General features: G+C 65.6%; 22 protein-coding genes and 2 pseudogenes. 14 read left to right on the top strand and 10 right to left on the bottom strand.

Annotated elements, in window-relative coordinates; genetic code table 11:
* Nucleotides 1–12: 12 nt before the first annotated feature.
* Entirely contained in the window at nucleotides 13–2,568 is a 2,556-nt protein-coding gene (locus tag IEX91_RS11175; RefSeq protein ID WP_188879030.1) for a GcvT family protein, read from the bottom strand.
* Nucleotides 2,569–2,757: 189 nt separating this feature from the next.
* Nucleotides 2,758–3,403: pseudogene (locus IEX91_RS16635) on the bottom strand (glycine cleavage T C-terminal barrel domain-containing protein); the annotation flags it as partial.
* Nucleotides 3,404–3,548: 145 nt separating this feature from the next.
* On the opposite strand from IEX91_RS16635, the gene IEX91_RS11185 reads away from it, so the two are divergent.
* Nucleotides 3,549–4,907 carry a glycine cleavage T C-terminal barrel domain-containing protein gene (locus IEX91_RS11185; protein WP_188879031.1) on the top strand — a complete coding sequence of 453 codons (1,359 nt, stop codon included), beginning with the start codon at nucleotides 3,549–3,551 and terminating at the stop codon, nucleotides 4,905–4,907.
* 171 nt (nucleotides 4,908–5,078) lie between these two features.
* Here IEX91_RS11185 and IEX91_RS11190 read toward each other — a convergent pair whose 3' ends face one another.
* Nucleotides 5,079–5,732 carry a helix-turn-helix domain-containing protein gene (locus IEX91_RS11190; protein WP_188879032.1) on the bottom strand — a complete coding sequence of 218 codons (654 nt, stop codon included), beginning with the start codon at nucleotides 5,730–5,732 and terminating at the stop codon, nucleotides 5,079–5,081.
* Here IEX91_RS11190 and IEX91_RS16540 point away from each other — a divergent pair.
* Nucleotides 5,725–5,859, top strand: a complete 135-nt coding sequence (locus IEX91_RS16540) for a hypothetical protein (RefSeq protein WP_268238703.1) — start codon at nucleotides 5,725–5,727, stop codon at nucleotides 5,857–5,859. The genes IEX91_RS11190 and IEX91_RS16540 overlap by 8 nt on opposite strands.
* Nucleotides 5,860–7,597: 1,738 nt before the next feature.
* Here the strand turns inward: IEX91_RS16540 and IEX91_RS11200 are convergent.
* From IEX91_RS11200 to IEX91_RS11215, 4 genes are all read right to left on the bottom strand, one after another.
* Complete coding sequence (locus IEX91_RS11200; protein WP_188879033.1) at nucleotides 7,598–8,002, bottom strand: PadR family transcriptional regulator; 405 nt, start codon at nucleotides 8,000–8,002, stop codon at nucleotides 7,598–7,600.
* Between the two features lie 288 nt (nucleotides 8,003–8,290).
* Nucleotides 8,291–8,695, bottom strand: coding sequence for a DUF7500 family protein (locus IEX91_RS11205; RefSeq protein ID WP_188879034.1), 405 nt, complete (start codon nucleotides 8,693–8,695; stop codon nucleotides 8,291–8,293).
* 53 nt (nucleotides 8,696–8,748) lie between these two features.
* On the bottom strand, nucleotides 8,749–9,333 hold the full coding sequence (locus IEX91_RS11210; RefSeq protein ID WP_188879036.1) for an archaellin/type IV pilin N-terminal domain-containing protein: 585 nt from the start codon (nucleotides 9,331–9,333) through the stop codon (nucleotides 8,749–8,751).
* Between the two features lie 3 nt (nucleotides 9,334–9,336).
* Complete coding sequence (locus tag IEX91_RS11215) at nucleotides 9,337–9,879, bottom strand: archaellin/type IV pilin N-terminal domain-containing protein (protein ID WP_188879038.1); 543 nt, start codon at nucleotides 9,877–9,879, stop codon at nucleotides 9,337–9,339.
* A gap of 227 nt (nucleotides 9,880–10,106) precedes the next feature.
* Here IEX91_RS11215 and IEX91_RS11220 point away from each other — a divergent pair, with 227 nt between their 5' ends.
* The 8 genes and pseudogenes from IEX91_RS11220 to IEX91_RS11255 all read left to right on the top strand — a co-directional run.
* Nucleotides 10,107–11,105 carry a FlaD/FlaE family flagellar protein gene (locus IEX91_RS11220; RefSeq protein ID WP_188879040.1) on the top strand — a complete coding sequence of 333 codons (999 nt, stop codon included), beginning with the start codon at nucleotides 10,107–10,109 and terminating at the stop codon, nucleotides 11,103–11,105.
* A complete protein-coding gene (locus IEX91_RS11225; protein WP_188879042.1) occupies nucleotides 11,105–11,545 on the top strand; it encodes a fla cluster protein FlaF in 441 nt (146 codons plus the stop codon). Before IEX91_RS11220 ends, IEX91_RS11225 begins: the two co-directional genes overlap by 1 nt.
* Nucleotides 11,546–11,998 (top strand): CARDB domain-containing protein, encoded by a 453-nt coding sequence (locus IEX91_RS11230; RefSeq protein ID WP_188879044.1) that lies wholly within the window; start codon nucleotides 11,546–11,548, stop codon nucleotides 11,996–11,998.
* Nucleotides 11,995–12,705 (top strand): ATPase domain-containing protein, encoded by a 711-nt coding sequence (locus IEX91_RS11235; RefSeq protein ID WP_188879046.1) that lies wholly within the window; start codon nucleotides 11,995–11,997, stop codon nucleotides 12,703–12,705. Before IEX91_RS11230 ends, IEX91_RS11235 begins: the two co-directional genes overlap by 4 nt.
* Nucleotides 12,706–12,711: 6 nt before the next feature.
* Nucleotides 12,712–14,376 (top strand): type II/IV secretion system ATPase subunit, encoded by a 1,665-nt coding sequence (locus tag IEX91_RS11240; RefSeq protein ID WP_188879047.1) that lies wholly within the window; start codon nucleotides 12,712–12,714, stop codon nucleotides 14,374–14,376.
* Nucleotides 14,377–16,098: an archaellar assembly protein FlaJ gene (gene flaJ / locus IEX91_RS11245; RefSeq protein WP_188879048.1), complete on the top strand. Its 1,722-nt coding sequence runs from the start codon at nucleotides 14,377–14,379 to the stop codon at nucleotides 16,096–16,098.
* 55 nt (nucleotides 16,099–16,153) lie between these two features.
* On the top strand, nucleotides 16,154–16,585 hold the full coding sequence (locus IEX91_RS11250) for a FlaD/FlaE family flagellar protein (RefSeq protein ID WP_188879050.1): 432 nt from the start codon (nucleotides 16,154–16,156) through the stop codon (nucleotides 16,583–16,585).
* A gap of 346 nt (nucleotides 16,586–16,931) precedes the next feature.
* Nucleotides 16,932–17,179, top strand: a pseudogene (locus IEX91_RS11255) (inorganic phosphate transporter); the annotation flags it as partial.
* A gap of 438 nt (nucleotides 17,180–17,617) precedes the next feature.
* Here IEX91_RS11255 and IEX91_RS11260 read toward each other — a convergent pair.
* A complete protein-coding gene (locus IEX91_RS11260; protein WP_188879052.1) occupies nucleotides 17,618–18,352 on the bottom strand; it encodes an iron-sulfur cluster assembly protein in 735 nt (244 codons plus the stop codon).
* Between the two features lie 2 nt (nucleotides 18,353–18,354).
* Complete coding sequence (locus tag IEX91_RS11265) at nucleotides 18,355–19,404, bottom strand: amidohydrolase family protein (RefSeq protein ID WP_188879054.1); 1,050 nt, start codon at nucleotides 19,402–19,404, stop codon at nucleotides 18,355–18,357.
* 172 nt (nucleotides 19,405–19,576) lie between these two features.
* On the opposite strand from IEX91_RS11265, the gene IEX91_RS11270 reads away from it, so the two are divergent.
* Nucleotides 19,577–20,614 carry an NAD(P)-dependent alcohol dehydrogenase gene (locus IEX91_RS11270; protein ID WP_188879055.1) on the top strand — a complete coding sequence of 346 codons (1,038 nt, stop codon included), beginning with the start codon at nucleotides 19,577–19,579 and terminating at the stop codon, nucleotides 20,612–20,614.
* A gap of 138 nt (nucleotides 20,615–20,752) precedes the next feature.
* On the opposite strand, the gene IEX91_RS11275 is transcribed toward IEX91_RS11270, so the two are convergent.
* Nucleotides 20,753–21,520 (bottom strand): IclR family transcriptional regulator, encoded by a 768-nt coding sequence (locus tag IEX91_RS11275; RefSeq protein ID WP_188879056.1) that lies wholly within the window; start codon nucleotides 21,518–21,520, stop codon nucleotides 20,753–20,755.
* A 347-nt stretch (nucleotides 21,521–21,867) separates the two neighbouring features.
* Here IEX91_RS11275 and IEX91_RS11280 point away from each other — a divergent pair, with 347 nt between their 5' ends.
* The 3 genes from IEX91_RS11280 (at nucleotide 21,868) to IEX91_RS11290 (ending at nucleotide 25,844) form a co-directional block, all read left to right on the top strand.
* Nucleotides 21,868–22,287 (top strand): GlcG/HbpS family heme-binding protein, encoded by a 420-nt coding sequence (locus IEX91_RS11280; protein WP_188879057.1) that lies wholly within the window; start codon nucleotides 21,868–21,870, stop codon nucleotides 22,285–22,287.
* 838 nt (nucleotides 22,288–23,125) lie between these two features.
* A complete protein-coding gene (locus IEX91_RS11285) occupies nucleotides 23,126–23,932 on the top strand; it encodes an IclR family transcriptional regulator (protein ID WP_188879058.1) in 807 nt (268 codons plus the stop codon).
* 286 nt (nucleotides 23,933–24,218) lie between these two features.
* Nucleotides 24,219–25,844 (top strand): BCCT family transporter, encoded by a 1,626-nt coding sequence (locus IEX91_RS11290; protein ID WP_188879059.1) that lies wholly within the window; start codon nucleotides 24,219–24,221, stop codon nucleotides 25,842–25,844.
* Nucleotides 25,845–25,941: the final 97 nt, after the last annotated feature.

The raw sequence follows: 25,941 nt of genomic DNA on the forward strand, positions 1-25,941 counted from the left end.
GTTGTCTGTCTCCTATCTGATGATCTTCTCTCGCCCGGGATCGAACAACGGTTCCTCGCGAACTGTCGCGTCGTACGTCTCGCCCTCGCACGCGACTCGGATGTCGGTGCCGGGGTCGGCGTGCTCGCTCGGGACGTACGTGTACGCGATCGACTCCCCGACGGAGTATCCGTAGTCGCCCGCCTGCACGTAGCCGAGCGTCTCCTCGCCCTCGGCGTCGAGCACGGGCCGGCCGCTCAGCGCGATGTCCGTCGAGTCGTCGAGCGTCACCGGGACGATATGGCTGTCGATGCCGTCCTCGCGCGCCCGTTCGAGGGCGTCGCGGCCGACGAAGTCGGTGTCCATGTCGACGGCGAACCCGAGGCCGGCCTCGAAGGGGTTGGCGTCCGTGTCGATGTCCGTCCCCCAGAGCCGGAACCCCTTCTCTAAGCGCATCGATTCGAGCGCGCCGCCGCCCATCGGCCGCACGTCCAGGTCCTCGCCGGCGTCCTCCAAGACCTCCCAGAGCCGCCGGCCGTACTCGGTCGGCGTCCACAGCTCCCAGCCGAGTTCGCCGACGTAGGAGACGCGCATCGCCATCACCGGGACCTCGCCGACGTAGATGCGCTTCGCGCTGAAGTACGGGAAGCCGTCGTTCGAGACGTCCGCGTCCGTGACGCGCTGGAGGAGCAACCGGGACTTCGGCCCCCAGAGGCCGATGGTCGACCGCCCGCCCTCATCGACGTTCACCGAGACCGTCTCGGGCGCGTGCTCGTCGAGCCACGACCCGTGGATGCCGGGGGAGTTCCCGCCGCCGGTCGTGACGACGTACTCCTCGTCGCCGAGGCGCGCGACGGTGACGTCCGCCAAAACGCCGCCGCCCTCGTTGCAGAGCAGCGAGTACGTCACGTCCCCGACGTCCATCTCGACGTCGTTCGTGCAGACGCGCTGCAGGAACGCCTCGGCGTCGGCGCCCGAGACGTCCACGGCGCTGAACGACGTCATGTCGAACATCGAGACGTGCTCGCGCGTGTGCAGGTGCTCCGCGCCCTCGATCGGCGAGCGGTTGATCCCTCGCCAGCCCTCCTGTTCGGGGATCTCGTCGGCGTAGCGCTCCGCGAGGTCCGCGTTCGACTCGTAGTACTGCGGGGACTCCCAGCCGCCGCCCTGGTAGAACTCCGCGCCGAGTTCGCGCTGGCGCTCGTGGAACGGGCTGGTGCGGAGGCCGCGGTGATCGTCCGGCTGCCAGCGCGGTTCGACGATACTGTACACCTGCCGGTAGCGCGTCGCGCCCCGATCCACGAAGTAGTCCTTCTCGCCGGCGTGCGGTTCGAAGCGCCGGACGTGGATGCCGCCGACGGGAACCGGGCCGGACGGGAGGCGCGGGACGCCGTTCTCCATCCACTCCGCGAGGATGCGCCCGTAGCCGCCCGAGTGCGTCCACCAGACGGCGAGCGCGGTCCAGAGGCCGTCCACCTGCGCCGTCTCGCCGACGGCGGGCATCCCGTCGGGCGTGAAGACGAAGATGCCGTTCTCCGTCGTCTCGTAGTCGGCGTCCGCGGTCGCGGGCAGGAGGCCGTCGAACGCCTCCTTCGCGGACGTGTCCCGGTCGGGGTGGGTCGCGCGCTCCCAGTGCTCGCGGGAGAACCCCCTGACCGAGGCCTGGTGCTCCTCTGTGTTCTTCCCCATCGCGTCCGGGTCGACGGAGAGCGTCTCGTGGTTGTACGATCCCATGCCGACGGCGTCGCCGTGCGTGCGGAAGTAGAGCGAGTGGTCCTGGTCGCGGCCGACCGGTCGGTTCGGCCCCTCGCTCATCTGCTCGGCGACGTCGCGCTGGCCGGGGACGTCGAGGCCGGTCGTGTTCTCGCCGACGTCGCTGTCCTCCTCCGCGAGTTCGTCGAGCGGTTCGGTGACGACGTACTGGTGTTCGACGGGCGCGATGGGGAGGTCGACGCCCGCCATCTGCCCGGTCTGGTAGCCCCAGTTGTTCGTCGCGACGACCGCGCGATCGCAGTCGATGCGGCCCCTGTCGGTCTCCACGGCGGTTATCTCGCCGCCCTCGACGTCGAGGTCGGTGACTTCGGTGTTCCCGACGAACGTCGCGGGCGTCTCCTCCATGTACCACTGGAGCGCGGCGATGCCGTCGACGCGGCCGTCGGTGGGCGAGTAGTAGCCGCCGAGGATCTCGTCCTCGTCCACGAGCGGCAGGTGTTCGCCGACCTCCTCGGGGGAGAGCAACTGCGGTTCGGGGAGCCCGTAGGAGGTCGCCCACTCGACGCGCCGCCGGAGGAAGTCCATGCGCTCCTCGGAGCGCGCGACCTCGATGCCGCCGACCTCGTCGTAGACGCCGGCGTCCTTCAGCAGTCTGGTCGTGTAGTGGGCGGCCTTCGTCTGCGTCTTCGACGGCGACGTCTGGAAGACGATGCCGGGCGCGTGGACGGACGATCCGCCGGTGACCGGGAGCGGTCCCTGGTCGACGACGACGATGTCCTCCGCGCCGAGTTCGGCGAGGTGGTAGGCGACGCTACAGCCGACCGCGCCGGCGCCGACGACGACGGTCTCCGCTTGCGAGGGTGGCTCCGTGCTCATGTGTCTCGTGGTAGAGTGCACGAGAGCGTCTGATAAGTGCAACGGTGGGTGCAGCGAGCGGAACGCGGAGATACGGCGTGGAGAAGATTTATAGCGGCTATTCAGGGGTTCTCGACGGACGCCCCGCGCGGCGGCGCGTTCGCCGCGAAACCACAAAACGTAAGAAATATTATGTCTCTCGTCACCGGCCTAGAGGAGCGGTTCCTCGCGAACCGTCGCGTCCACCAACTCCCCCTCGTAGCGCACCTGCACGTCCGTACCCGGTTCCGCGTACGCGGGCGGGAGGTAGGTGTAGGCGACCCGCACGTCGACCGTGTAGCCGTACTCAGCGCTGTGGACGTAGCCCAGCGACTCGCCCGTCTCCGGGTCGAGTACCGGCCGGTCCGCCATCACCATCGCCGCCGGGTCGTCCAGCGTCAGACACACGACGAGGTGCTCGCGCTCCGAATCGTCACGCGCGGCCGCCTCCGCGACGGCGACCCTCCCGACGAAGTCGGTGTCGAGGTCCACCGCCCACCCGAGCCCCGCTTCGTACGGATCGTGCTCGGTGTGCAGGTCCTCGCCCCACAGCCGGAACCCCTTCTCGATGCGGAGCGCGTCCAGCGCGCCGTTCCCGTACGGCCGGATGCCGTACTCCTCGCCCGCCTCCAGCAGGAGCTCCCAGAGGCGCTCGCCGTACTCGCTTGGCGTGTAGAGCTCCCAGCCGAGTTCGCCCGCGTAGGAGACACGGAGCGCCGTGACGGGGGACGTTCTTCACGAAGAACTGCTGGCTCGTGAAGAACGGGAACGCCGAATCACTGAGGTCGGCGTCGGCGACCTCGGAGAGGACGTCGCGGCGCGCGTGGACGCACTGACGGACGAGCACCAGCTCTACGGCTGACGTCGCGGCCGGTCGTCACCTCGGATCGACACCGATGACATAAACAGGGGGCGATATCAACACGTTCTTTTATTCGGGTTTGTCGGCTTGGTCCACAAGCATGTCCGGTGAGGAAGACCACCCCAACCATCCGAGTATAGATCAGTCAGACCGCACCCTCCCACGGAACCTCCGGCAGACCGGCGACCCCGGGATCGAGATGCTCGTCTCGACTCGCGTCCGCAAGTCCCCGTTCTTCGATAAGTCCTTCAACGAGAACGGCGCGTGGCGCGCGACTGTCTACAACCGCCTCTATCACCCGCGCGGCCTCGTCGAACCCGAGGACGGCGGTGCGATGGTGGAGTACGACGCCCTCGTCAACAAGGTGACGCTGTGGGATGTCGCCGTCGAGCGGCAGATCCGCGTGAAGGGCCCAGATGCCGAGGCACTCACGAACTACGTCATCACGCGCGACGCCACGGAGATCGAGTCGATGAAGGGCAAGTACGTCATCCTCTGCAACGAGGACGGTGGCATCCTGAACGACCCGATCCTGCTCCGGGTCGAGGACGACGAGTTCTGGTTCTCCATCTCCGACAGCACCCTGATGCAGTGGCTCCAGGGAATCAACGTCAACGGCGACTACGACGTCGAAATCGACGAGATCGACGTCGCGCCGATGCAGATCCAGGGCCCGCTCTCCGAGGACGTCATGGTCGACGTCGTCGGCGAAGAAGTCAGCAAGATCCCCTACTACGGCCTGATGGAGGCTGATATCGACGGATGTGAGGTCCTCGTCAGTCAGACCGGGTTCTCCGGCGAGAAAGGCTTCGAGATATACGTGAAGGAGGCCTCGAAGTACGGCGAGCGCGTCTGGGACCCCGTGATGGAGAGCGTCGAGGACCACGGCGGGATGCAGATCGCGCCCGGCCACCACCGCCGCATCGCGGCCGGCATCCTCTCCTGGGGCCAAGACATGGACCACGAGACATCGCCATTCCAGGTGAACCTCGGCTACCAGGTTCCTGACGACAAGGACGCCGACTACGTCGGGAAAGAAGCCCTCGAGACGCAGCAGGCACAGATCGAGGACGACGAATACCCGTTCAACCTGAAGATGGTCGGCCTGAAGATGGCCGGCGAGCCGATCCGCGATTACGCCTCCGACTTCTGGATCATCAGTGATCCAGAGACGGGCGAGGAATGTGGCTACGTCACATCGCCGTGGTGGAGTCCCGACCTCGAGACGAACATCGCGCTCGGCTTCGTCCCGGCGGAGAAACTCGAAGCCCCGCTCGACGACCGCGTCTACGACGCGGACCTCGACACCGAGTTCCAGGTCCACGTCCCCGACGAGTACACCGAGGACGGCGAGCCGGTGTTCGCGACTATCGCGGAGGTCCCGTTCAAGGAGTCGGTCAATCCGAGCGCGCGCGAGCAAGCAAAGCTCAACGCGAAAAAGGAAGTGCAGGACGACTGAGCGCGTTCCAGCGGACGCGAGGTAACTGAGAGCGCCCGCCTCGCTGTCGTAAACGCGCGTAAGCGCGTACTCGTCCGCACATCTCACTCGGCTCCGTCACGTCCGGCGGGCCGGCGGCGCGCGACCCCGGACGCGGACCATGACGGTGAGGTACCGCGTCGCGTTCGGGTTCTACGTATCGCTGCTCTCGGAGAGCGTCGCGGAGAGGAGGTTCCGCATCCCGCGACGGAGGCGGCCACTCGTCGCGGTCGAGGAGAGCCCGAGTTCGTCCGCGATCTCGGTGAGCGAGGCGTCGCGCGGCTCGTTGAAGTAGCCACGATCGTACGCGACCCGTAACGCGGTGAGCTGTGCGTCGGTCAGGCCGTAGGTCTGCTCGCCGCTCGCGTCGCTCCCGTAGATTTCGATGATGTCCACGTCCATCCCGTGCTCGTTCGCGTATGTCCAGACGGTGTCGAGCGCCTCACGATTGGGGAGGAGGAGACGGACAATCCAGCCGGAGTCGTTCGTCTCGGTATCGATTAGATAGCCGTTCACGTCCATTACTGCGGGACTGATTAGTTCGGTTTCGGGCGTGTGGGAAATGTAGTAGATGCCCGTCCCCTCGGAGTAGTCGACGATGTCGTAGCTCGCGACCGTCGTGTCGTCCGTGAGCGCGGCCTCGAGTTCTGCCCGGTCGTCGTACTCGATGAGATACGGGAAGGTATCCACCCCAGGTGCGGTGTTCCCGTGTGAGATGACGCGCATGTCGACGCCGTTGAGCCGCCGGAGCGTCGGTGTAAGGGCGAGGCGATCGTTCTCGATTCGGAGTTTCGTCGTGATGGACATGATGGGGACCGGCGTGACTGCTAGGGAATACCGCCGAAATGGCATAGCTGTTCGGGTGGTCGCGGACGAGCCGACGGGGTTCGCGGGGGGCTGGCGGGCACAACTGGTCGTGAAGGTGATCAGATGAAGTGCGCGACGGACCTCTGCGAGTCGATCGGGAGCGCGAGTGCAGACGGGGATCGACGTCTGACGGTTGCTCCGCCATCGTTTCGTCCGGTTCGACGGTTTCGTGGTTACGTTGGTCTACGGGAATTTTGAGGCGACGAACTTGAACGTAGGGGACGATAGCACTGCATGCTGGGAGCCGTCGCGGATACCGGGGTCGGCAGGGCCGGCACAACAATCGGTTCGTCGCCCAGTACTTGCGTGGAGAAGTGACCGCCCATAACGAACTGACAGGTAGACAATTGTTGACAACAATATTAGTGTCAAACACGTCAGGCGCGTCGGACGTCGCGAGACACACGTCAACCGCCTGATCGGGTTTCTGCGTAATACATACCAAGAGCTAGGTGCCAGTATAATAATTTGATCCGTTAGCTGTTTCAGCACGGGTCGCTCGCGTTCCCGTTCCACGCGCTATAAGCGTGAAACCGGTGGTACGGTTTGTCGATACCCGTGAGGGGCGGGGCACACAAATCCCCACCCCATACGATGACCAGCAGGTGGCGCCTGACGGTGGTTACAAGCATCTCCGTCGCGTTGACTACGAGAGTGAATACGGGCAAGTCCCCCGACCGAATGTCCGACTATCTGAGTAGGTGAACCGCTCTAACCAACGCACTTACGCAGAGAGCGAGTCGGTTGGTTAAAGGAGCGAACGGCGTATTCGGAGCCCACGCGGCCACGGACTCTCTCTTGAACAATTCATGCATTACTGCAACTGCCAAAGACTGCATCAAGCTCTCGATGGAAAGACGCCAACGCAGGAGGTCCAGAACTAGACAGTGTCTGATCGGAAGGCATATCTATACGGGACCAAGATGAAAGTTTTGTCTATTATATCGAAAGTTGAATGTATGTTTACTCTTGGAGTGCGTAAATGTTCGGTGACGGAAACACATCGAGGACGGTCAAGCGATCGATCTGACCGCGAAGCTTGTAGCCGCGTTTCTGCACTCTCCGAGTTAACGTGTTCAAAAATGATACTGATTGGGTAGGTAGTTTTTCTCATTCTCTCGTGTATACTTTCTAAATCAATGCAGTTTCTGTAGCGAGCAGTCTGAAATCGGAGCCCCAATTATTAGAGTGGGCGAGGGCTGGATTTCAGCGTTATTGGCGAGAAGCATGGCTTTGACGAGCGTGGTGTAGATCGGATTCACATCTCCAATAGACCGTAGATCTACCTTTGTGCCCAGCCGTACACGGCATTCTACAGCCGTATATTCTCAAAATATAAATTGCTATAACAGTTTAGTAAGTAAATAACATTGGTTCGTAAGGCCAAATGTTAAACACGACCCGGACTGGCGTGCGAAGACTGGTGAGTGCCTCGCCGGCCAGCGGAGTTTCCACGGCACCGCGATCGGGGTGGGAGTTCGGACGAGCCGACGGTGATCTCGCACTGACTCGTCGAGGTCGAACTCGACATCGGGAACGACCTCGACGGCGAGATTGCGGACAGGGACGGTGTCGAGCGGGACAACGTCATCAGAACACACTCGTCACGAAACAACCGCCGCCTTTCGAGAACGTGGACGAAATCGGAACGAGGTACGAGAGACAATAGAATCGCCACCACTGGGCGCGACGAGCCCACACACAGTAACGGGAACGACATCGAGCCGACCAGCCGCGTGGTTTTCAGAGTACGCCGGTGCGTCGGTCAGACGCCGAGATGCGACGCGCCTTGCGTGACGAGTCGTTCAGTCGAGGTCGTCGAGCGCGGCGCGGAAGAAGAGGCCGAGCGCGAGGTGTTGTTCCATCGCCGCCGTGATGCGTTCGACGAGCGCGTCGGTGTGTGCGACCTGGTACTCCTTGGTGCGGACGAGTTCCTGGACGTCGAGGTACCCGTCGGATTCGAGGTCGTGGAGACGCGGATAGACGGTCCCGGGACTGAGGTGCGTGTCGAAGACGGTGACGAGGTCCGTCATCAGCCCCTTCCCGTGGGTGTCGGCGGAGCGGTGGGCGACGAGGAGGAGGAGTATCTCGTCGAGGTTCTGTTTGACGAGGGACTCGCGGAACTGGAAGGCCTCGTCGTCGAACAGCACCGATTGGACCCGCGAGAGGAGCACTTCCGAGCGCTGTTCCGGCGTGAGTCGAACGTTCAACTCGGCGTCCGGGAGCGTGGCCTGTATCTCGGAGTATAGTTGATCTATTGTTACTCTATCAGTCCTGTTCTCTGATGGTTTTTCTGACGTGGCGGTACCTACACGCGTCGTAACGTCGCTAATCGTTCTCTCCCCCGTAGAGTTCGATTCTTTCGGTCTCATACGATAACAATATAGTCTCTTTGTCTTATAACCCCGTGTCGTTTTCCGCGTTGAATCGTCTTAGGTATCTATAATTGACTATCCTATCACTCCATCTCCTTATGTAAAATGTTGCCGCCCGACGGATCACCGACCTCCGGGGTCGACCGCGAGGTCGAGCGACGCGTTCGAGAGCAGAACGGCGAGCGCGACCTCCGGTGGCTCGTCGGGCGCGACGCGCCCCGCGTACCACCGGAGGAACGACTCGAACGCTCTCGACACGTCGTTCGTCTCCACCCGCAGCGCGTCCTCTCCCGTTTCCGTTCGGGCGTGCGCACACAGCGCGTGCGCGCCATCGAGGTCGTCGAGCGGGTTCGTTCCGTCGGACGTGGACTCGCGCGACTCGCGCACCGCGTCCGTCCCCGCGTCTGCGTCGTCGTCCACGCGGACGACGTAGCGGTCGTCGTCGAGGCGACGGACCCGGTCGTCGGCCAGTTCGAGGTCCGCGGGCCGGACCGGATCGCTAGCGGCGCGCCCGGCGTCGTCGCTCATAGCCGATCGCGTCGGGCAGTCGTTGTCGGTCGATGCGAGTCGCACGGATGGCTTCAGACCTTCACGTAGCTCCCGGTGAGGACGTCGGGGACGTTGACCCCGTACGTGGTGGTGGCGCCGGACTGATCGACGATGTCCAGCGACGCGCTCGACCCCTCGTCGAGGCCGTTCGTTTCGAGGGCCGACGTGCTGATCTCGATTTCGACGCGCTCGCTGGTGTTCGAGAGCACCGTCGTCGGGCCGCCCCCGACCTGGTTGGTGGTGAACGTGGTGTCGTCGGCACCGGACGAGCCGTACGACAGCGTCGCCGACGTGTTCGCGCTCGTGTACTGGATGGTGGCCTCCGAGAGATCGATGGCCTTGGAGCCCGGCGACTTCTTCGCGACCAGCGTCACGGTGTCGAGGGCGTCGTCGTCGTTCGTGTCCTCGCCCGTCGCGGAGACGACGTCGATCTGGTTCGAGACCTGCGCCTGGGCGTCAGTGCCCGTGTCGGAGGCGCGCGTCTGGAGCTGGTCGGCGGTGGTGACGAGGACGCCGGCGGCGACGGCGGCGACGAGCACCAACGCGATGAAGATGATGAGCGTACCGATCCCGACCTGTCCGCGGTCAGTCCGTTCGGGGAGTATGTCGTCGAACATGGTTCAGACCTTCACGTAGCTTCCGGTGAGGACGTCGGGGACGTTGACCCCGTACGTGGTGGTGGCACCGGACTGATCGACGATGTCCAGCGACGCACTCGCGCCCTCGGAGAGCGCAGTCGGTGGCGTGACGACGATCTGCTTGCGGTCGCTCGTGTCGTCGAGCACCGTATCGCTCGCCGACGTGCCGTCCGTGTTCTGTACGGTCAGATTGGTGAACGTCTGGGAGTCGCTGTCGCTCGTGTACTGGATGGTGGCTTCGGAGAGGTCGATGGACTCGGAGCCCGGCGACTTCTTCACGACGAGCGTCACGGTGTCGACCTCGTTCGAGTTCACCGCTCCGGTCGCGGAGACGACGTCGATCTGGTTCGAGACCTGCGCCTGGGCGTCGGTGCCCGTGTCGGAGGCGCGCGTCTGGAGCTGGTCGGCGGTGGTGACGAGGACGCCGGCGGCGACGGCGGCGACGAGCACCAACGCGATGAAGATGATGAGCGTGCCGATGCCGACCTGTCCGCGGTCGGCCTTCTCGGGTAGTTGGAGTTTCATGGTGTCGGGTACCCCCTCGTGGCGAGGGCGGGGGGCTTCCCACTCCGCTATCGGTGAGCCCCGTTCATAATACGAAAAACGGCTTCGAGGGCGGACTCGCCGCGCGAATCGGAGCCGGCGTCGCGTGCGGATTCGTCGCGCGAATCGAGCCTCGAAACTCCCCGTGAATCCGGGCGCCGACCTATGTGTCCGCCGCCGGTAGCGTGACGCGAACACTACGAATCGCTATGTTCCAGCGCATCAAACACCTGTTCGGGACATCGGACGCCGACACCGAGGCCGACGGTGACGCTGACGCTGACGACCCCTCGCCGTTCGCCGACCCGCCGCCGCTCGATGACCTGTCGGAGGGCGACGCTCGCGACGCGGACGGCGACGCGGCGGGATCGCCGGCGGGGAGCGACGCGGACGACCGGGAAACGCTCGCGACGCGCGTCGACGACCTCGAAGAGGACCTCGAATCGACGGCGGCGTCGCTGCGCGGCGTCGAGGGCGCCCAGTCCGACCTCGAGGACTCCGTGGACGAGATGCACCAGACCGTCCGCCGACTCGCCGGCGTCTACGACCGCGTCGCCGCCGCGGAGAACCCCTTCGTGGACGGCTCGCTCGAACGCACGCCCGGTGACACCGACGCCCCGGATGCCGTCGATACGGCCGCGGGCACGGGCGTGGACATCGCTTCCGACGCCGAACGCGGCGTCACGGCCGACGGCGCCGGCGACTCCGTCGTCTCCTTCGACGACCTCCGCGACGACGCCGGAGACGCCGACGACGGCACTGCGGACACCGACGTCGGTGACGGGGTCGCGTCTCCGTCGTTCGGCGGGCCGGACGATCCCGGTGCGGACGCGCACGCGGGCACGTCCAGAGGAGAGACGCGGACTCACGACGTCGCCGGGGGGGAGACGCGAGCCCGTGGCGTTGGCGAGGACGAGATGCCGGTGGTGTCGTCGCTCCCGGGCGGCTACGCGGGCGACGTCCTCGTGATGGAGTGGCTCTCCGTGCTCATGGAGCGCTCCGGGCCGGCGGGCGCGCTGCGCGCCATCAGCCACTACGAGGCGGTCGGCTGGATCTCCGCGGACGTCGAGGCGACGCTCCTCGATATCGTCGGTGGCCCCGGTCTCGACGTGTTCGTCGATCCGACGCGGCCGCGCGAGCCGTCCGCGGACGAGCACGCCCTCTCCTACGACTACCTCCGAGCGCTGCGCCACCTCCGGGAGAACTGATGGGGTTCAGTGTCAGCGGCGCGAGCGCGATCCTCCTCGTCGGCCTCCTGCTCAGCGCCGGCGCCCTCTATCCCGTGCTCGAACGCACCGCCGAGGAGCGCGCGGACGCGGTGACAGCGCGGGACGACCGGACGCTCCGCCAGCAGAACACGGCCGTCGGCGACCCCGGCGCGACGTACGACGCGGCGAGCGATCGCCTGACCGTCACCGTCCGCAACGCCGGGACGAGCACGCTCTCCGTGGCCGCGACCGACCTCGTCGTCGACGGCCGCTACGCGTCCGTCCCGCCCGCGAACACGAGCGTCGCGGGGCGCCCGGAGAGCGACGTCTGGGCGTCGAACGAGACGCTGACGCTGACCGTCTCCCGGGCGAGCGCACCCGAACGCGTCGTCGTCGTCACCGGGCCCGGCGTCGCCGCGAGCGCGCGGGTGGTGGTCTGAGTGGCGAGCGCGTCAGTCTCCGAGCTCGTCCTCTTCATCGCCGCGCTCAGCGTCGCCGCGGCCGTCGCGGGCACGATGGTGACGACGGTGGGCGGTATCGCGGCGTCGCTCGACGACCACGGCGCGGACGTCGCGGCGCAGATCGACACCGACGTCGAGATAATCAGCGACCCCGCGAGCGGCGCGATGTACGACGCCGACGCGGGCACCGTCCGCGTCCTCGTGAAGAACACGGGCGAGCGCACCCTCGCTACCGACGGCACCGGCGTCGAACTGCTCGTCGACGGTCGCTACGTCCCGCGCGACGACTACGACGTCACCGTCCTCGACGGATCGGAGTGGCGCGACGGCGCCGTCGTACGCGTCCTCGCGAACGACTCGCTCACCGCGGGCGACCACACCGTCACCGTCGTCGTCACCGGCGACCGGGACACCGAACGCTTCCACACGTGAACTACCGCTCCATCGGCCTCGAAGACCGCGATCGCGTCAACCACGCCATCGGCGGCGGCTTCCCCGAGGGGAGCCTCGTCCTCCTCGAAGGCGGGACGGGCGCCGGGAAGTCCGCCCTCGCCTCCCGCGTCGTCTACGGCCTCTGCGAGGAGGGATCGCGGGTCGCGCTCGCGTCCACTGAGGGGGACGTCGGGTCGTACCTCGAGCAGATGCACTCGCTCTCCTACGACGTCCTCGACCACCTGCTCGCCGGCCGCCTGCGCTACTTCCACGTCCCGCTGGAGCGCGAGCGCGCGCTCGTCGAGCGCTTCCTCCGGCCGGGCGCGCTCTGGGACGCGGACGTCGTCGTCGCCGACGGTTTCGGTGCGCTCTGTCGCAACGACCCGGCGTTCGCGGCCGCGCTCGGGACGCCCGCCGCCGACCGCGCGATGGAGCGCGTCGTCGCGCGCCTCGACGCGCCGCTCGACGCCGGACGCGTCGTCCTCCTCACCGTCGACCCGGCCGCGCTCTCCGAGGCCGCGCTCCGTCCGCTTCACGCGGCCGCGGACGTCTACCTCTCGCTTCAGACCGACGTCGTCGGCCAAGACGTCCGCAAGAAGGCGGTGGTGCGACGCTTCACGGGCATGCGACGGCCCGTCGACGACACCATCGGTTTCTCCGTCAAGCAGGGCCGCGGCCTCGTCATCGAATCCCGGACCATCGCCTGAGATACCATGCCCGACACGCCAGACTCCCTGCGCGCCGTCGCCGCAGAACACGACCACGTCGCCGCTCACCTCGACGCGTTCGTCGCGCGCACCGGGACGCGCCCGACGCTCGTCACAGACCCGAGCGACGAGCACGCCGACGGGAAGCCGAACGTCCTCTACCCGGCCGACCCGCCGATCTACGTCCACGTCCACGGCCGCCCGGGCGCGGACACGACCTACTACTGTCTGGAGCCGACGCTGCGCGACGGCGAGCACGACCTCTACGAGCGCGTGCGCACGGAGGTGCTCGATCGCTCGGTATCGAAGCCCGCGCCCGCGGAGGACGACGACTTCCTCGCGCACCTCGGCGATCTCCTCGACGAGATACTGACCGTTCGGAGCGGTCGCGGGTCGCTCGGCGCGCGCGTCCGCGAGTCGCTGCTCGGTGACCGCTTCGTCGTCTCCGCCGAGACGGCGGCGCGCATCCGCTACGTCCTCGAACGCGACGTCGTCGGTCTCGGCCCGCTCGAACCCGTGATGAGCGACCCGCACAACGAGGACGTCCACGTCATCGGCCCGCACGCCTGCTACGTCGACCACGGCGTCTTCGGGATGGTGGAGACGACGGTGGACTTCGGCGATCCAGACGAGTTCGGGAACTGGATCCGGAACATGGGCGAGCGGATGAACACGCCCGTCTCGGACTCCGATCCCGTCATCGACGCGACGCTCCCTGACGGCTCGCGCATCAACGTCATCTACTCGGACGACGTCTCGATCAAGGGCCCCTCGCTCACCATCCGGCAGGGCGAGGACGTCCCGCTCTCCGTCTTCCAGATCACGAAGTGGGGGACGCTCTCCCCGGAGCTCGCGGCGTACCTCTGGCTCTGCATGGAGAACGAACAGACGGTGTTCGTCGTCGGCGAGACGGCGTCAGGGAAGACGACGACGCTGAACTCGATGTTCTCGTTCATCCCGCGCGACCACAAGATCTACACCGCCGAAGACACCGCCGAAGTGAGACCGCCCCACGACAACTGGCAGCAGCTCCTCACCCGCGAGGGCGGCGACGCCGGCTCCGCCGTCGACATGTTCGACCTCGTCGCGGCCGCTCTGCGCTCGCGCCCGGACTACATCGTCGTCGGCGAGGTGCGCGGCGCCGAAGCGCAGATGGCGTTCCAGGCCGCCCAGACGGGCCACCCCGTCCTCCTCACCTTCCACGCGAGCGACATCGTCTCGATGATACAGCGTTTCACCTCCAACCCCATCAACGTCCCCGAGACGTTCATGGACAACTGTGACGTCGCGCTCTTCCAGAACCGCGTGAAGCGCGGCGACGACGTCCTGCGGCGCGTGACGAGCGTTCAAGAGATCGAGGGCTACTCGGAGCACGAGGGCGGCGTCGTCACCCGCGAGGCCTTCTCGTGGGACCCCCGCGAGGACGACGTGGCGTTCAAGGGGCGGAACAACAGCCACGTCCTCGAGAACCAGATCGCGACCCTGCTCGGCTACGACGACACCCGCCGCATCTACGACGAACTCGACCGCCGCGCCGAGCTCGTCCGCCGGTTCATCGACGCGGACGTCGTCGGCTACCACGAGGTGAACGACGCCATCCGGACCGTCCAGCGCGACGGCGTGGGCGCGCTCTCGATAGACGTCACCGGCCTCACCGAGGGGCGTCCGTAGATGGCGGGCGACGGCGACGCGGACGGCTTCGAGGTGGACGTGCGGGCGTTCGTCCGCTCGTTCGTGCGCGCGTATCGATACATGGACATCTCGGCGCGCCGCTACGCGCTCCTCGTCCTCCTGCCGAGCGCCGCGCTCACCCTCGGCGTCGCGGCCGCGGTCGTCGCGCTCGCGCCCCCGCTCTCCATCGCCCTCCCCGGCGTCCTGCTCGGCGTCCTGCCCGCGCTCGGCGCGCTCGCCTACCCGAAGATCGCCGCCGACCGCAAGCGACGCGAGGTCCGCGAGCAGTTCCACCTCTTCCTGACGCACATCACCGTCCTCTCGATGACGAACATCGACCGCGTCGAGATATTCCGCACGCTCGCGCAGGTCGAGGAGTACGGGGCGCTCGCCGAGGAGATGGGACGCATCACCGCGCTCGTGGACACGTGGAACCAGTCGCTCGACGACGCGTGCCGGCGCCGCGCGAAACGCGTCCCCTCAGACCTGCTCGCGGACTTCCTGGAGCGACTCGCCTACACGGTCGGCGCAGGGCAGGCGCTCGACGACTTCCTCCTCGACGAGCAGGAGTCCATCATCCGCGAGTTCGTCATCCGCTACGAGTCCGCGCTCGCCAAGCTCGACGTCCTGAAGGAACTCTACCTCTCGATGATGCTCTCGACGACGTTCATCCTCGTCTTCGCGACGGTCGTGCCCATCCTCCTCGACGTGCCTCCGACGCTCCTCATCACCGCCGTCATCGTGATGTTCGCGCTCGTCCAACTCGCCTTCGTCGTCGTCGTCCACACCGTCGCGCCCCGCGATCCCGTCTGGCTGACGCCGGAGACGCACCACTCCCCGGCACACCGGGTGCGACCCGCGCTCTACGCGGGCGTCGGTCTCTCGTTGCTCGCCGTCGTGGGCGTCCTCGTCGTCGGCCTCGACTACACGCCGCTCGATCCCGGGCGGATCCCCTATCCGATCTCGCTCGCGATCCCGACGACGCCGCTCCTCCTCCCCGGCCTCGCGATGCGCCGCGAGGAGCGCGCGGTGGGCGAGCGCGACGCGGGCTTCCCGTCGTTCATCCGCGCGCTTGGCGGCGTCGAATCCGTGAAGCAGACGTCGAGCGCGAACGTCCTCGAATCGCTTCGCCGTAAGGACTTCGGGGCGCTCACGGCGAACGTCGACGACCTCTACAAGCGCCTGCGAACCCGCATCGATACCGAGGAGGCGTGGGTGTTCTTCGCCGCCGAGACCGGGTCGTACCTCATCCACAAGTTCGGAAGCATGTACGTCGTCGGTCGCCGGATGGGCGGCGAACCGCGGCGTCTCGGCCAGGTCATCTCCGCCAACTTCAACGAGGTGCTCCGGGTACGCGAGCAGCGCCAGCAGGCGACGACGACGCTCATCGGCGTCATCTACGGCATCACGGCGGCCTCCATGTTCTCCTCGTTCCTCGGTCTGGGCATCGCCGAGCAGATGCTCGACATCACCTCGCGCATCGCCGGTCAGAACGACGCCTTCATCCAGTCGCTCTTCTCGACGGGGAGCTACGACATCGCGACGATGACCGTCCTCCTCCTGCTCGTCGTGCTGTTGAACGCGCTGCTCTCCGCGCTGATGATACGCATCACCGACCGCGGGCACTTCGTGAGCGCGCTCACGCACTTCACGCTGCTGACGTGGACGGGCGCCCTCGTCGCCGTCGCCACCCAGCGGGTCGTCAGCGGACTCATCGGCTGACTCGCGTCCCGATTCGAGCCCACGTTTTTAGCCGGGGAACGCCGTCGCCTGAGTCATGACGGACGCCTCGACCGAACGGCCGTACCTCGACACGCCGATCCCGGGCGACGCAACGCCGACGCTCCTCCAGTGGGCGAAATACCTCGGACGGACGTTCGGCGCGGGCGGCGCGCTCTGCGCGCTGCGCCATTACGAGCGCCTCTCGTGGCTTTCTCCGGGCGCGAGACGCGACGTCGAGCGACGCCTACAGGGCCTCTCAATCGAGGAGATCCACTCGAAGAAGTACGACGAGCCCACGAGTCTCACCGGACCGCTCGCGTCGCTCTCCGGAACGCCGTTCGGCGCGCACGCGAAGTCCCTCGAGTTCATCGCGCGCCTCACCGACGACGACCTCGAAAGCGAACTCCTCCGCGCGCGCCTCGCGAAGCACCGCGCCGGCGTCGCGGACGTCGATCCGAGCGACGACGCCACGTCCTCGCCGTCCTGACCGTATCGGAGATGGCGAGAGCGGGCGATGATCGAGGACGCCGCGCGAGCACCGCGAGGGGCGGACGGCTCCGTCTGGGCGGCGGCCGAAATGAGTGTATCTAACACTGTAACGCGAGCCGACAGGTAGTCAGATACCATCGAGCGTCGTAATCGGTCGCCCACCCGACTACCCGCGATGTACCGCACAGAGAATCGGATCTCAGAGACCAGACGGCACATCGTATACCTTCTAGGATGTGAAACTGACCGCGACTATCAATCGATCTATCATGTCTGGATACCGCGATCGAGCGTGCGCCGGAAGGGTATCTGTGGAGGACACGTACCGCCGAGCTGAGTCCGGCATCACGGTGTCTCTACTCACTGTCGCCGGCGTCGCGGTAGCCGTGTTCGTCGGGTTCAACATCGGTGGCTCGTCGACCGGCGTGACGGTCGGTCCGGCGGTCGGTTCGCGCCTCGTCCGCGAGGCGACTGCGGGGGTCCTCTTCGTCGGTTTCGGCTTCCTCGGGGCGTGGACCGCGGCCGGAACGTCATCGCGACGATGGGCAGTATCGTGCCGGTGATCCGGTTCACGCCGGCGACGAGCGGAGCCTCTTCGACCCGGGCGCGGCCAGACGGACCGTCGCGATGTGGGTGTTGACGCCGTCGTTGGCAGTCGCCGCCTCCTACCCGGTGTTCGTAGTGCTGCTGTGAGCAGGCGTCGGTCGGTGGCCCGCGGCCAAAGTGCGCCCTGCAGCGCACGCCGGCCACCGCGAGATCGGCTGACTCGTCGATTTCGGCACCGGAGTGAACGGTATCATACACGCCCCTCTCGTGTATGTGCGTGTTGAGGTGTCATGTCGAGACGGCGGACGGCACCGATCTGCGGGGCTGGAGGAGATCCGGCGAGCCGTACGGCGAGTACGGCGGCGACGCCCACGCCGACGTCGTGAACGCAGTGATCGAGGCGGACGTCCCGGGAGACCCGAGGCGAGATCGTTCGACCCGCCACCGGCGGCGGACCGCGCCGGGCGGTTCGCGGCCGGTCGCGTCAGTCGTCGGCGAGTTCGGGGTTCCGCGAGGCGTGCAGGCTGGCGCAAACGCCGCCCTGACCGCCCATATTCGTCTTTGCCAACCGGGACGCGCGGCGCGCTCGCGGGACATCCGCGGGAGAGAGCGTCTCCTCGTCTCGCGATGCGAAGAGCCGATCGTCGTCGTCCGTGACGAGGTCAACAGCGCGCGCCTTCTCGAGGTATCGTTCGAGGGGGCGCGCGTCGAGTTCGACGTAGAGACCGTCGAGATCGATCGTCACCCGGTCCTCCTCGACGGTAAGGTCGCCGCGGCGGAGACGTGCGAGCTGTCGGTCGTCGACTCCGGCGTCGTCGAGGGCTTCCATCGCGTCATACTGGCGAGCGAGTCGGGCCTTCCGGTCGAGGGTCGCACGGGTCGATGCCACCTCGCCGTCGGCGGTGTCAAAGGCCGTCTCGAAGGAGAGGTCCTCGTTCACGCCGCGCGTCACCTCCTCAGCGTGCATGTGGTCGCGGAGTTCGATCCGGACGTCGGCGACGCCGTCGAGCGCGCTGGCGGCGTCGCGGGCATCGGCGGCCATCATCCACGCGAATGTCGGGGAACACCACGCGGTCGGGAGCACAAACGCGAGGTGGACGTCGCCGTCATCACTCACGTCGAGCGTCTCGATGTAGTCAAGGTCGGTGATGGGCTGGTCAAGTTCAGGATCGGTAACGTCATCGAGGGCATCGCGGACCGCATCGGCAGTGACGGGCATTCTCAGTCGGCCGCCCCCTCGTACTGCGCGCCGGTGTCGAATTCGGCGGATAGGTCGTCGTCGCGAAGCGCGGCCTTGCGTTCCTCGATGTCGATGTCATAGAGGTCGGCAGCGTTCTCACCGAGGACTTTCTTCTTCGTCTCCATGTCGAACTCGAGGCCGTACTCCGCCTTTTCCTCCTCAGTGAACTCGGTGTTAACGACGGCATCGAGCACCCAGTCGGGCTCCCAGATGCCGTAGTCGCTCCCGAAAAGGATCTTATCGTCGCCGAGCCAGTAGAGGAGTTCGCCGAGGATCTCGCGGAACTTCTGGGGGCGATCGCGCGCCATCGGTGCGGCGACGGCGAGGCCGCCGTATACGTTGGGTTCCTGAGTGCCGATCCAGCAGAAGTCGTCGAGGCGGGGGAGCCCGACGTGTTCGACGACGAAGTTGAGTTCGGGGAAGCTACTGGCGGCGTCGTCGACGTCGGCGACGTCGAAGGCGTCGCGGTTGAGCGGCCGGATGGTCGGACCCTTGTGAGCGTGGACGTTCTCGATACCGAGGTCCGCGCACTTCTGGAGGAACTCGAAGGAGTCCTCGGAATCAAGTCGCCACCCCTTCGAGTCGCCGCGCCACTCAGCGGTGTACACCTTGACGCCCTGGATGTCGTACTCGCGGGCCTGTCGTTCGAGGTCCTCGAGGCCGGCCTCGCCCTCTCGTGGATCGAAGCGCCCGTTCGTGATGAGCCGGTCGCCATACTCGTCGGCCAGCGCGCCGCAGTCGTCGATCGTGTTGAATCCGTCCTCGTAAAACTCCTTGAGGTACGTCGGTTGGAAGATGCCAACGTCAACGTCACCGGTGCCGAAGACATCCGAGAGGAACTTCTCGTCGCTGTACGTTCGGAACTCTTCCAGAGTCCACTGACGCTCCTCGGGAGTGAATCCGGTGTGATAATCGTAGAAGCACTTGATGAACTGCTCACCGCCCTCATGGATGATGTTCTCTTTTGTCGCGTCCCACGCATGCAGGTGACCGTCGATGACGAAGATGTCCTCACCTTGATGCTGAAGCATTGCGACTCGACAAAGGAAATGTGTGATAATAATTGTTAGGGTTAGACCGAGTTCGTGGCGTAGTATGAGTGTTTAATTCACGATCGATCCCACATACCAAACGGTCTTTCGTGACAAATTTTGCCCGTATGGCGGTCTTTAGTATCGTTTCCTGTCCGCGTTGAATCGAACGATGCGCGCAGCACGACTCCACGAGTACACGGACGACATGAACGATGCTCTCACCGTCGAGGAGGTCGAGCGGCCGGAGATCGAGGCGTCGGACCAGATCGTCGTCGAGGTCGAAGGAGCGGGATGGTGCCAGACGGACAACCACATCATCGAGGGGATGTGGGAGTCCTACGCCGATCAGGACCTCCCGATGACGCTCGGCCACGAGAACGCCGGGACTGTCGTTGAGGTCGGCGAAGAAGTGACGACCGTCGACGTCGGCGACGCCGTGCTCTGTCACCCGCTTCGCACCTGTGGAAAGTGTCGTTCCTGCCGCCTCGGAAACGACATGTACTGCGAGAACGCCGCCTTCTCCGGGCTCGATACGGACGGCGGGTTCGCCGAGTATCTCCTCACTTCCGAGCGCGCCGCGATCAAACTCGACACGGTCGATCCCGTCGACATCGCGCCCCACGCGGACGCAGGGATCACGGCCTACCACGCCACGAAGAAAGCCGTCGATGTCCTCGTTCCCGGCGAGTACTGCGTGCTCTTCGGGATCGGGGGGCTCGGACACATCGGCCTGCAGGCCGTGGAGGCGATGAGCGCTGCACAGACGATCGCCGTCGACGTCAAGGACGACGCCCTCGCGCTCGCCGACCGCCTCGGTGCCGACTACACCGTCAACTCCGCCGACGAGGACGTCACGGACGCCATCGTTGGAATCACCGACGGCGCGGGCGCACGGGAGGTACTCGACTTCGTCGGCGCCGACGTCACAACCGACCTCGCACCCGAGATCGTCTCGCCCGGCGGTGATCACCACATCATCGGCTACGGTGGCCACATTCATCGCCCCGCACAGGACCTCGTCGACGGTGAGTTCGACTATCGCGGCAACCTCGTCGGCACCTACACCGAACTCCAAGAACTCGTCGCGCTCGTCGAACAGGGCGAGATCCACCTCACCACGAGTGAATACGGACTCGACGAGATCAACGAGGTCGCCGAGCGGCTCGAACACAACGAAATCGAGGGCCGAGCCGTCATCCGCCTGTAGCGCTCGTTCAACAGTAGTGAAGTGACGGTACGGCCGGTACCACCTACTTTTACGAAAATATAGTTGTCAAGTAGTGGGTCGGATTCGCTCGTCGCTGGCTCATGACCCCGTCCAACGCGGTCGACGACCGGGCACCGCTCAGTACCCTTGCATCTCCAGCTCAATGAGGTTCGCGGCGTCCGAAACTCGCGGCGCGAGCGCTTCCAGTCGCTCGTCACTCATACGACTCGTCGGGCCCGCGATGCTGATCGCGCCGACCCTCCGATCCGCCCCAGCATCGCCACGGTTCTCCACGGCGGCGGCGACGCAGCACAACCCCTCTAGTTGTTCCTCCCGATCGAACGCGACCCCCCGTTCGCGGATGGTGTCGATCTCCGCTTTGAGCGTGGAGCGGTCGGTGATCGTGTGCGGTGTCGTCTCCGGGAGGCCGCGCTCGTCCAAGATCTCGTTGACGCGTTCCGGCGGAAGTTGTGCGAGGACCGCCTTCCCGAGCGCGTTGTCGTGGAGATGCTTGCGTCGACCGACCGTGTCGAAACGGACGGCATCGTCGCCGTGAGCGTCGTAGACGTAGTATCCGTAGCCGTTCTCCTCGATCATCAGGATACTCAGCTCTCCCGTCTGCCGCGATAGCTCGTCGACTTTGGCCTTGCCGACTCGGTAGACGTCGAGGTTTTCGACCGCTCGGTGTCCCATGTTCAAAAGGCGCATCCCGAGGCGATACTGTCCATCTATCTCAACGACGTACGACTGATGTGCGAGCGTTTTGAGGTGGTAGTGCATCGTGTTCCTGGCAAGGTCGAGGTGGTCCGCGATTTCGGACGCCGTCGCCGGGCCGAGGACGGCGAGTGCGCCGAGGATGGTGAGCGATCGTTCGCTCGATTGAATCCGTTTTTGTTCGTCGACCATACATCGCTATCCATTCTCCAGGTTGATCAATGTTCATCACGATTGAACGAAGGGGCTGCTCCGGGTGATCAATGAGTGGATCGTGACGATCACCCGAGGGACGACTCGTCGTGGGGACCGTCCGACGATCGACCGGGTTCCGCGACGTCGGTCACGGCCGTCGAAGCGATTATCGAATTTACCTCACGTAGCTACCGTAGGTGGCTTAGCTGAGGTTTCTGACGTGGCTCTCCGTCATCGGTGTCGACGGTCTCCGTTCGAGTTTGACTAGGGTATATCGACAGTGAGACGATCGCGTCGATCCGTCGCGTACTATTAAGTATGGCCCGCTCGTATCTGTGAACGTCGTGAGCGAATCAATCACGCTGTCGACGGCGAAGGAACTGATCGATGCGGCGGAAGAGGCGGCCGAGGAGATCGGAGTATCGATGGTCATCACGGTGGCGAATCCGGCGGGGAACCTCGTCGCCCAACACCGGATGGACGACGCGTGGCTGGCGAGCGTCTCCATCTCGCGCAACAAGGCCTACACCGCGGCGGCCCTCCAGATGCCGACGCACGAGCTCGCGGACCCCACCCAGCCCGGCGAATCACTCTGGGGACTCCAGACCACCGACGAGAACCGGCTGGTCGTCTTCGGCGGCGGCTATCCGCTCGAAGTCGACGGCGAGATCGTCGGGACCATCGGCGTCAGCGGCGGCGAGGTCGCCCAGGACATGACCGTCGCCGAAGCCGGCGTCGAGCGCTTCGACGAGCTTACGGCGTAGCCCGGTACCCGGCACCGTACGACGGGCACACCGGCTATCGGTGCGGTACCTCCGTTCGACGTTTCGACGGGGACTCACGGTGCGCTCGCCGTGACGGTCGGCGCACCGCGGCTCACCGGTGGCCGCACGCGGCAGTCGATCCGGTGACCGCCGGTTCGACGCGAGACGCACGAGAGACGATGCGCGACCGAACGGCCGCGGGACGAAACGACTCGCCGACCGGGTGGTGATTCGCCGTCGCGCACCGATGCGCGCCGCGAACTGCCACCGTGTGCTTTACATACATATACTTGTAAACAAATCTGGGTCGAGCGCGAGTCGACGTCCGGAACCGGACAGGACACCGGCACCACTCCCGCGAGCACCGAACGCTCCCACCCGTCCACCGCATCGGCAGACCGACTGTTTCCGCACATCTCGATCGAGCCACGGCCGGGCCATACGACCCGAGGAGAGGCTTGAACGTTCTTCGTAGCGGAACAGTATGGAGAGTTCCACACTATCTTTCGGTATTCGCGCCTCTGCCTGCGAGATAGATAATCGCGGCGTCGCTCTTGTTCCGTGTGGACGAATGTTTTTGCGATGATCGTGTGCAGGGGAGCGGACAGTGTCCGGAGAAGTCTGAGGAGCACGACGTGTCGGACAATACCGATATATATGGTACACGATCACAACCACCGAACGCCTTATATGCGTTCACGGGAGAGGAACAGTCGCACATGACGTCCGAAGGTGAGACGAGCACGTCGGTGTTGACGACCGGTCACTTCCGGGGCGTGCGCGATCGGCGCCCGAGGCGGAAGCGTGATGCTTTACCGGACGGCGAGAAAGATGAACTATGACCGACCACGAGTCGTCCGGGGTGTTGCAGACGACGGCGATATCGCTCCGGCTCGTCGACGTCCTCTTGGAGCGAGAGGGAGCGAGCCTCACCGAGCTAGCCGAGGCGACCGGCCTCGCGAAGAGCACCGTCTACAGCCACCTCACCACGCTCGCCGAGTACGGGTACGTCGTCAGCGACGCGAACCGGTACCAACTCGGGGCGAAGTTCTGCCACCTCGGAGACTACGTCCGAACCCGAAAGGAGTACTACCAGATCGCCGAGGAGGTCGTCGGGTGGCTCGCCGACGAGTCGACGATGGAAGTGGACTTCGCCGTCGAGGAACACGGTCGCGTCATCTCGCTCTACGGGAACCTCGAGTTCGCCAACACGCCGAGGTTCCTCATCGACGGCAGCCCGTTTCACGTGCACACGACCGCGTCGGGAAAAGCGATCGTCGCGGAGTACCCGGAGAGCCGGATCCACGAGATCCTCGACCGCTGGGGGCTCCCGGCGGCGACCGACGAGTCGATCACGACGGAGGACGCATTCTTCGCGGAGCTCGAGCGCGTCCGCGAGCAGGGGTACGCCGAGAACCGCGGCGAGGCGGTCGAAGGGTTCTGGGCGGTCGGCAAGGCGGTGAAGTCCCCGCGCGGCGGCGTCTACGGATCGCTGAACCTGAGCGGGCCGGAGTACTTCGCCGACGCGGACACCAAGGCGACTCAGGTCGATCTCCTCGAACGCGCCGCGGCCGACTTCGAGCGGAAGATGGCCGACAGATATCGGTCGTCTCGACCGGACCGGGACGTCACGGAGGATTCGTAGCCGAGACGCCCGTTCGCGTCACGACCGCTCCTCGCGAGTACACAGGATCCGTTGACAGTACACTCAGTAACCGAAATAATTATTGTTGATGGTTCGCGATGTCGTGGCGTGCGGCACCACGAGGCTCGATACGGCCCACGGCAAAGAATATGATGCGTTCCACGACACTACACTCAGACGGCTTCCGTCGTAGCGCTCGGCACGAACGCCCGTTCCGGCCCGACCCCGGTATCGACTCGGCGATCGACGATCGCGTCCGGGACGCGGACAACCGGGTGAGCGGTCGGTGAGCGGCGCCGACGGACCGCTCTCGACGTTCCGCGACGAGATCGAGCCCGTCATCTTCACCTTCGGCGCGCTCATCACGTTGTTGTTCGTCGGCGCGTTCAGTCTCCGGCCGGACGCCGCCTACGACGTCGTCCTCGGGATCCGCAACTGGATCCTCTCGCAGTTCAACTGGTTCTTCCTCCTCGTCATGCTGGCCTTCGTGTTGTTCCTCGGGTTCGTCATCTTCGGGCCGTGGGGTCGCCTGACGCTCGGCGACGAGGACCCGGAGTACAGTTACCTCTCCTACTTCGCGATGATGTACTCCGCGGGACTCGCGGCGGGAATCGTCTTCTGGGGGCCGGCCGAAGCGCTGTTCCACTACTCGACGGTCCCGCCGCTCTTCGATGGCGTACAGGCGGAAACCGCCGCGGCCATGCCGACCGCCGTGCAGTACGCCATCTTCCACTGGAGTCTCACGCAGTGGTCGTGTTTCACCGTGATGGGGCTCGCCATCGGGTACTTCGTCTACAACTACGACGCGCCGCTTCGCGTCTCCGCGGTCCTCACGCCGTTCGTGGGAGCGGAGAACGTCGACGGTCCGCTCGGACAGGCGGTGGACGTCCTCGCGGTGTTCGCCACCCTCGGCGGCGTCGCGACCTCGCTCGGGTTCATCGGCCAGCAGTTCATCACGGGGCTGAACTTCCAGTGGGGGATCGAGCTCGGCGATCTGGGGACGATCGCGGTTATCACGGGGATGGTCGTCATCTTCACCGTCTCGTTGGTGCTCGGCGTCGACAAGGGGATCCGCCGTCTCTCGAACTTCAACATGACCCTGTTCGCGTTCCTCATGGTCGCCACGCTCGTGCTCGGACCGACGTTCCGGATCCTCGAACTCGGGACGCAGGCCGTCGGCGGGTTCGTCGGCGACTTCTTCCAGATGAGTCTGTACACGCAGGTCGCGGCGGACAGCGCCGAGAAGTGGGTGAACGTCTGGACCGTCTTCTACTGGCTCTGGCCGCTCGCGTGGTCGCCGTTCGCCGGCCTCTTCATCGCCCGTATCTCGCGCGGTCGGAGCGTACGGGAGGTCGCGTTCGCGGGGATCGGTGCGACGGCGATGGCGACGATCCCGTGGTTCGTCATCGTCGGTGGCACCGGCGTTCTGATGCAGTTCTCGGACATGGCGGACGTCCTCGGGCCGGTCTCGCAGTACGGCGAGGCGGTGTCGGGGTACGTGCTCTTCGGGAACCTCCCGGTCCTCGGATCGGTCCTCCTGTTCGCGTTCCTCGTCCTGGTGACGACGTTCTTCGTCACGTCGGCGGACTCCTCGACGCTCGCGGTGTCGATGATGACGACCGGCGGGAAAGAGGATCCGTCCGCCGTCAGCCGCATCTTCTGGGCCGTCCTGCAGGGGGTCGTCGCGTCCATCCTGATGGTCGTCGGTGGCGTTCGCGCCCTCCAGTCGGCGGCCATCATCACCGGCGCGCCGTTCGCGATCGTCTGCCTGTTCGCAATGATCGGGCTCGTCCGGACCTTCCGCGACGACTTCGGGCCGCTCCTCCTCAGGGAGGAGACGTCGCTCGTCGGGAGACCGGGCGCGAGCGACGGCTCGTCGGTGGACGCGGCCTCCGCCGTTGACGACGACTAACCCGCCGTCGTCCGCCCCTTTCGTCCACCCTCTCGTCCGCCGCTGACCGCTCTCCGTCGCGTTCGGGGACGCATCACCGAACCTATAACAAGTTTTA

Source organism: Halarchaeum nitratireducens (genome assembly GCF_014647155.1).
Lineage (GTDB): Archaea > Halobacteriota > Halobacteria > Halobacteriales > Halobacteriaceae > Halarchaeum > Halarchaeum nitratireducens.

Coding starts and splice junctions, on each gene's coding strand:
- IEX91_RS11175 (WP_188879030.1), bottom strand. CDS start 2,568: ATGAGCACGGAGCCACCCTCGCAAGCGGAGACCGTCGTCGTCGGCGCC.
- IEX91_RS11220 (WP_188879040.1), top strand. CDS start 10,107: ATGTTCCAGCGCATCAAACACCTGTTCGGGACATCGGACGCCGACACC.
- IEX91_RS11285 (WP_188879058.1), top strand. CDS start 23,126: ATGACCGACCACGAGTCGTCCGGGGTGTTGCAGACGACGGCGATATCG.
- IEX91_RS11210 (WP_188879036.1), bottom strand. CDS start 9,333: ATGTTCGACGACATACTCCCCGAACGGACTGACCGCGGACAGGTCGGG.
- IEX91_RS11260 (WP_188879052.1), bottom strand. CDS start 18,352: ATGCCCGTCACTGCCGATGCGGTCCGCGATGCCCTCGATGACGTTACC.
- IEX91_RS11250 (WP_188879050.1), top strand. CDS start 16,154: ATGACGGACGCCTCGACCGAACGGCCGTACCTCGACACGCCGATCCCG.
- IEX91_RS11265 (WP_188879054.1), bottom strand. CDS start 19,404: ATGCTTCAGCATCAAGGTGAGGACATCTTCGTCATCGACGGTCACCTG.
- IEX91_RS11190 (WP_188879032.1), bottom strand. CDS start 5,732: ATGTCCATCACGACGAAACTCCGAATCGAGAACGATCGCCTCGCCCTT.
- IEX91_RS16540 (WP_268238703.1), top strand. CDS start 5,725: ATGGACATGATGGGGACCGGCGTGACTGCTAGGGAATACCGCCGAAAT.
- IEX91_RS11185 (WP_188879031.1), top strand. CDS start 3,549: ATGTCCGGTGAGGAAGACCACCCCAACCATCCGAGTATAGATCAGTCA.
- IEX91_RS11225 (WP_188879042.1), top strand. CDS start 11,105: ATGGGGTTCAGTGTCAGCGGCGCGAGCGCGATCCTCCTCGTCGGCCTC.
- IEX91_RS11215 (WP_188879038.1), bottom strand. CDS start 9,879: ATGAAACTCCAACTACCCGAGAAGGCCGACCGCGGACAGGTCGGCATC.
- flaJ (WP_188879048.1), top strand. CDS start 14,377: ATGGCGGGCGACGGCGACGCGGACGGCTTCGAGGTGGACGTGCGGGCG.
- IEX91_RS11205 (WP_188879034.1), bottom strand. CDS start 8,695: ATGAGCGACGACGCCGGGCGCGCCGCTAGCGATCCGGTCCGGCCCGCG.
- IEX91_RS11240 (WP_188879047.1), top strand. CDS start 12,712: ATGCCCGACACGCCAGACTCCCTGCGCGCCGTCGCCGCAGAACACGAC.
- IEX91_RS11270 (WP_188879055.1), top strand. CDS start 19,577: ATGCGCGCAGCACGACTCCACGAGTACACGGACGACATGAACGATGCT.
- IEX91_RS11275 (WP_188879056.1), bottom strand. CDS start 21,520: ATGGTCGACGAACAAAAACGGATTCAATCGAGCGAACGATCGCTCACC.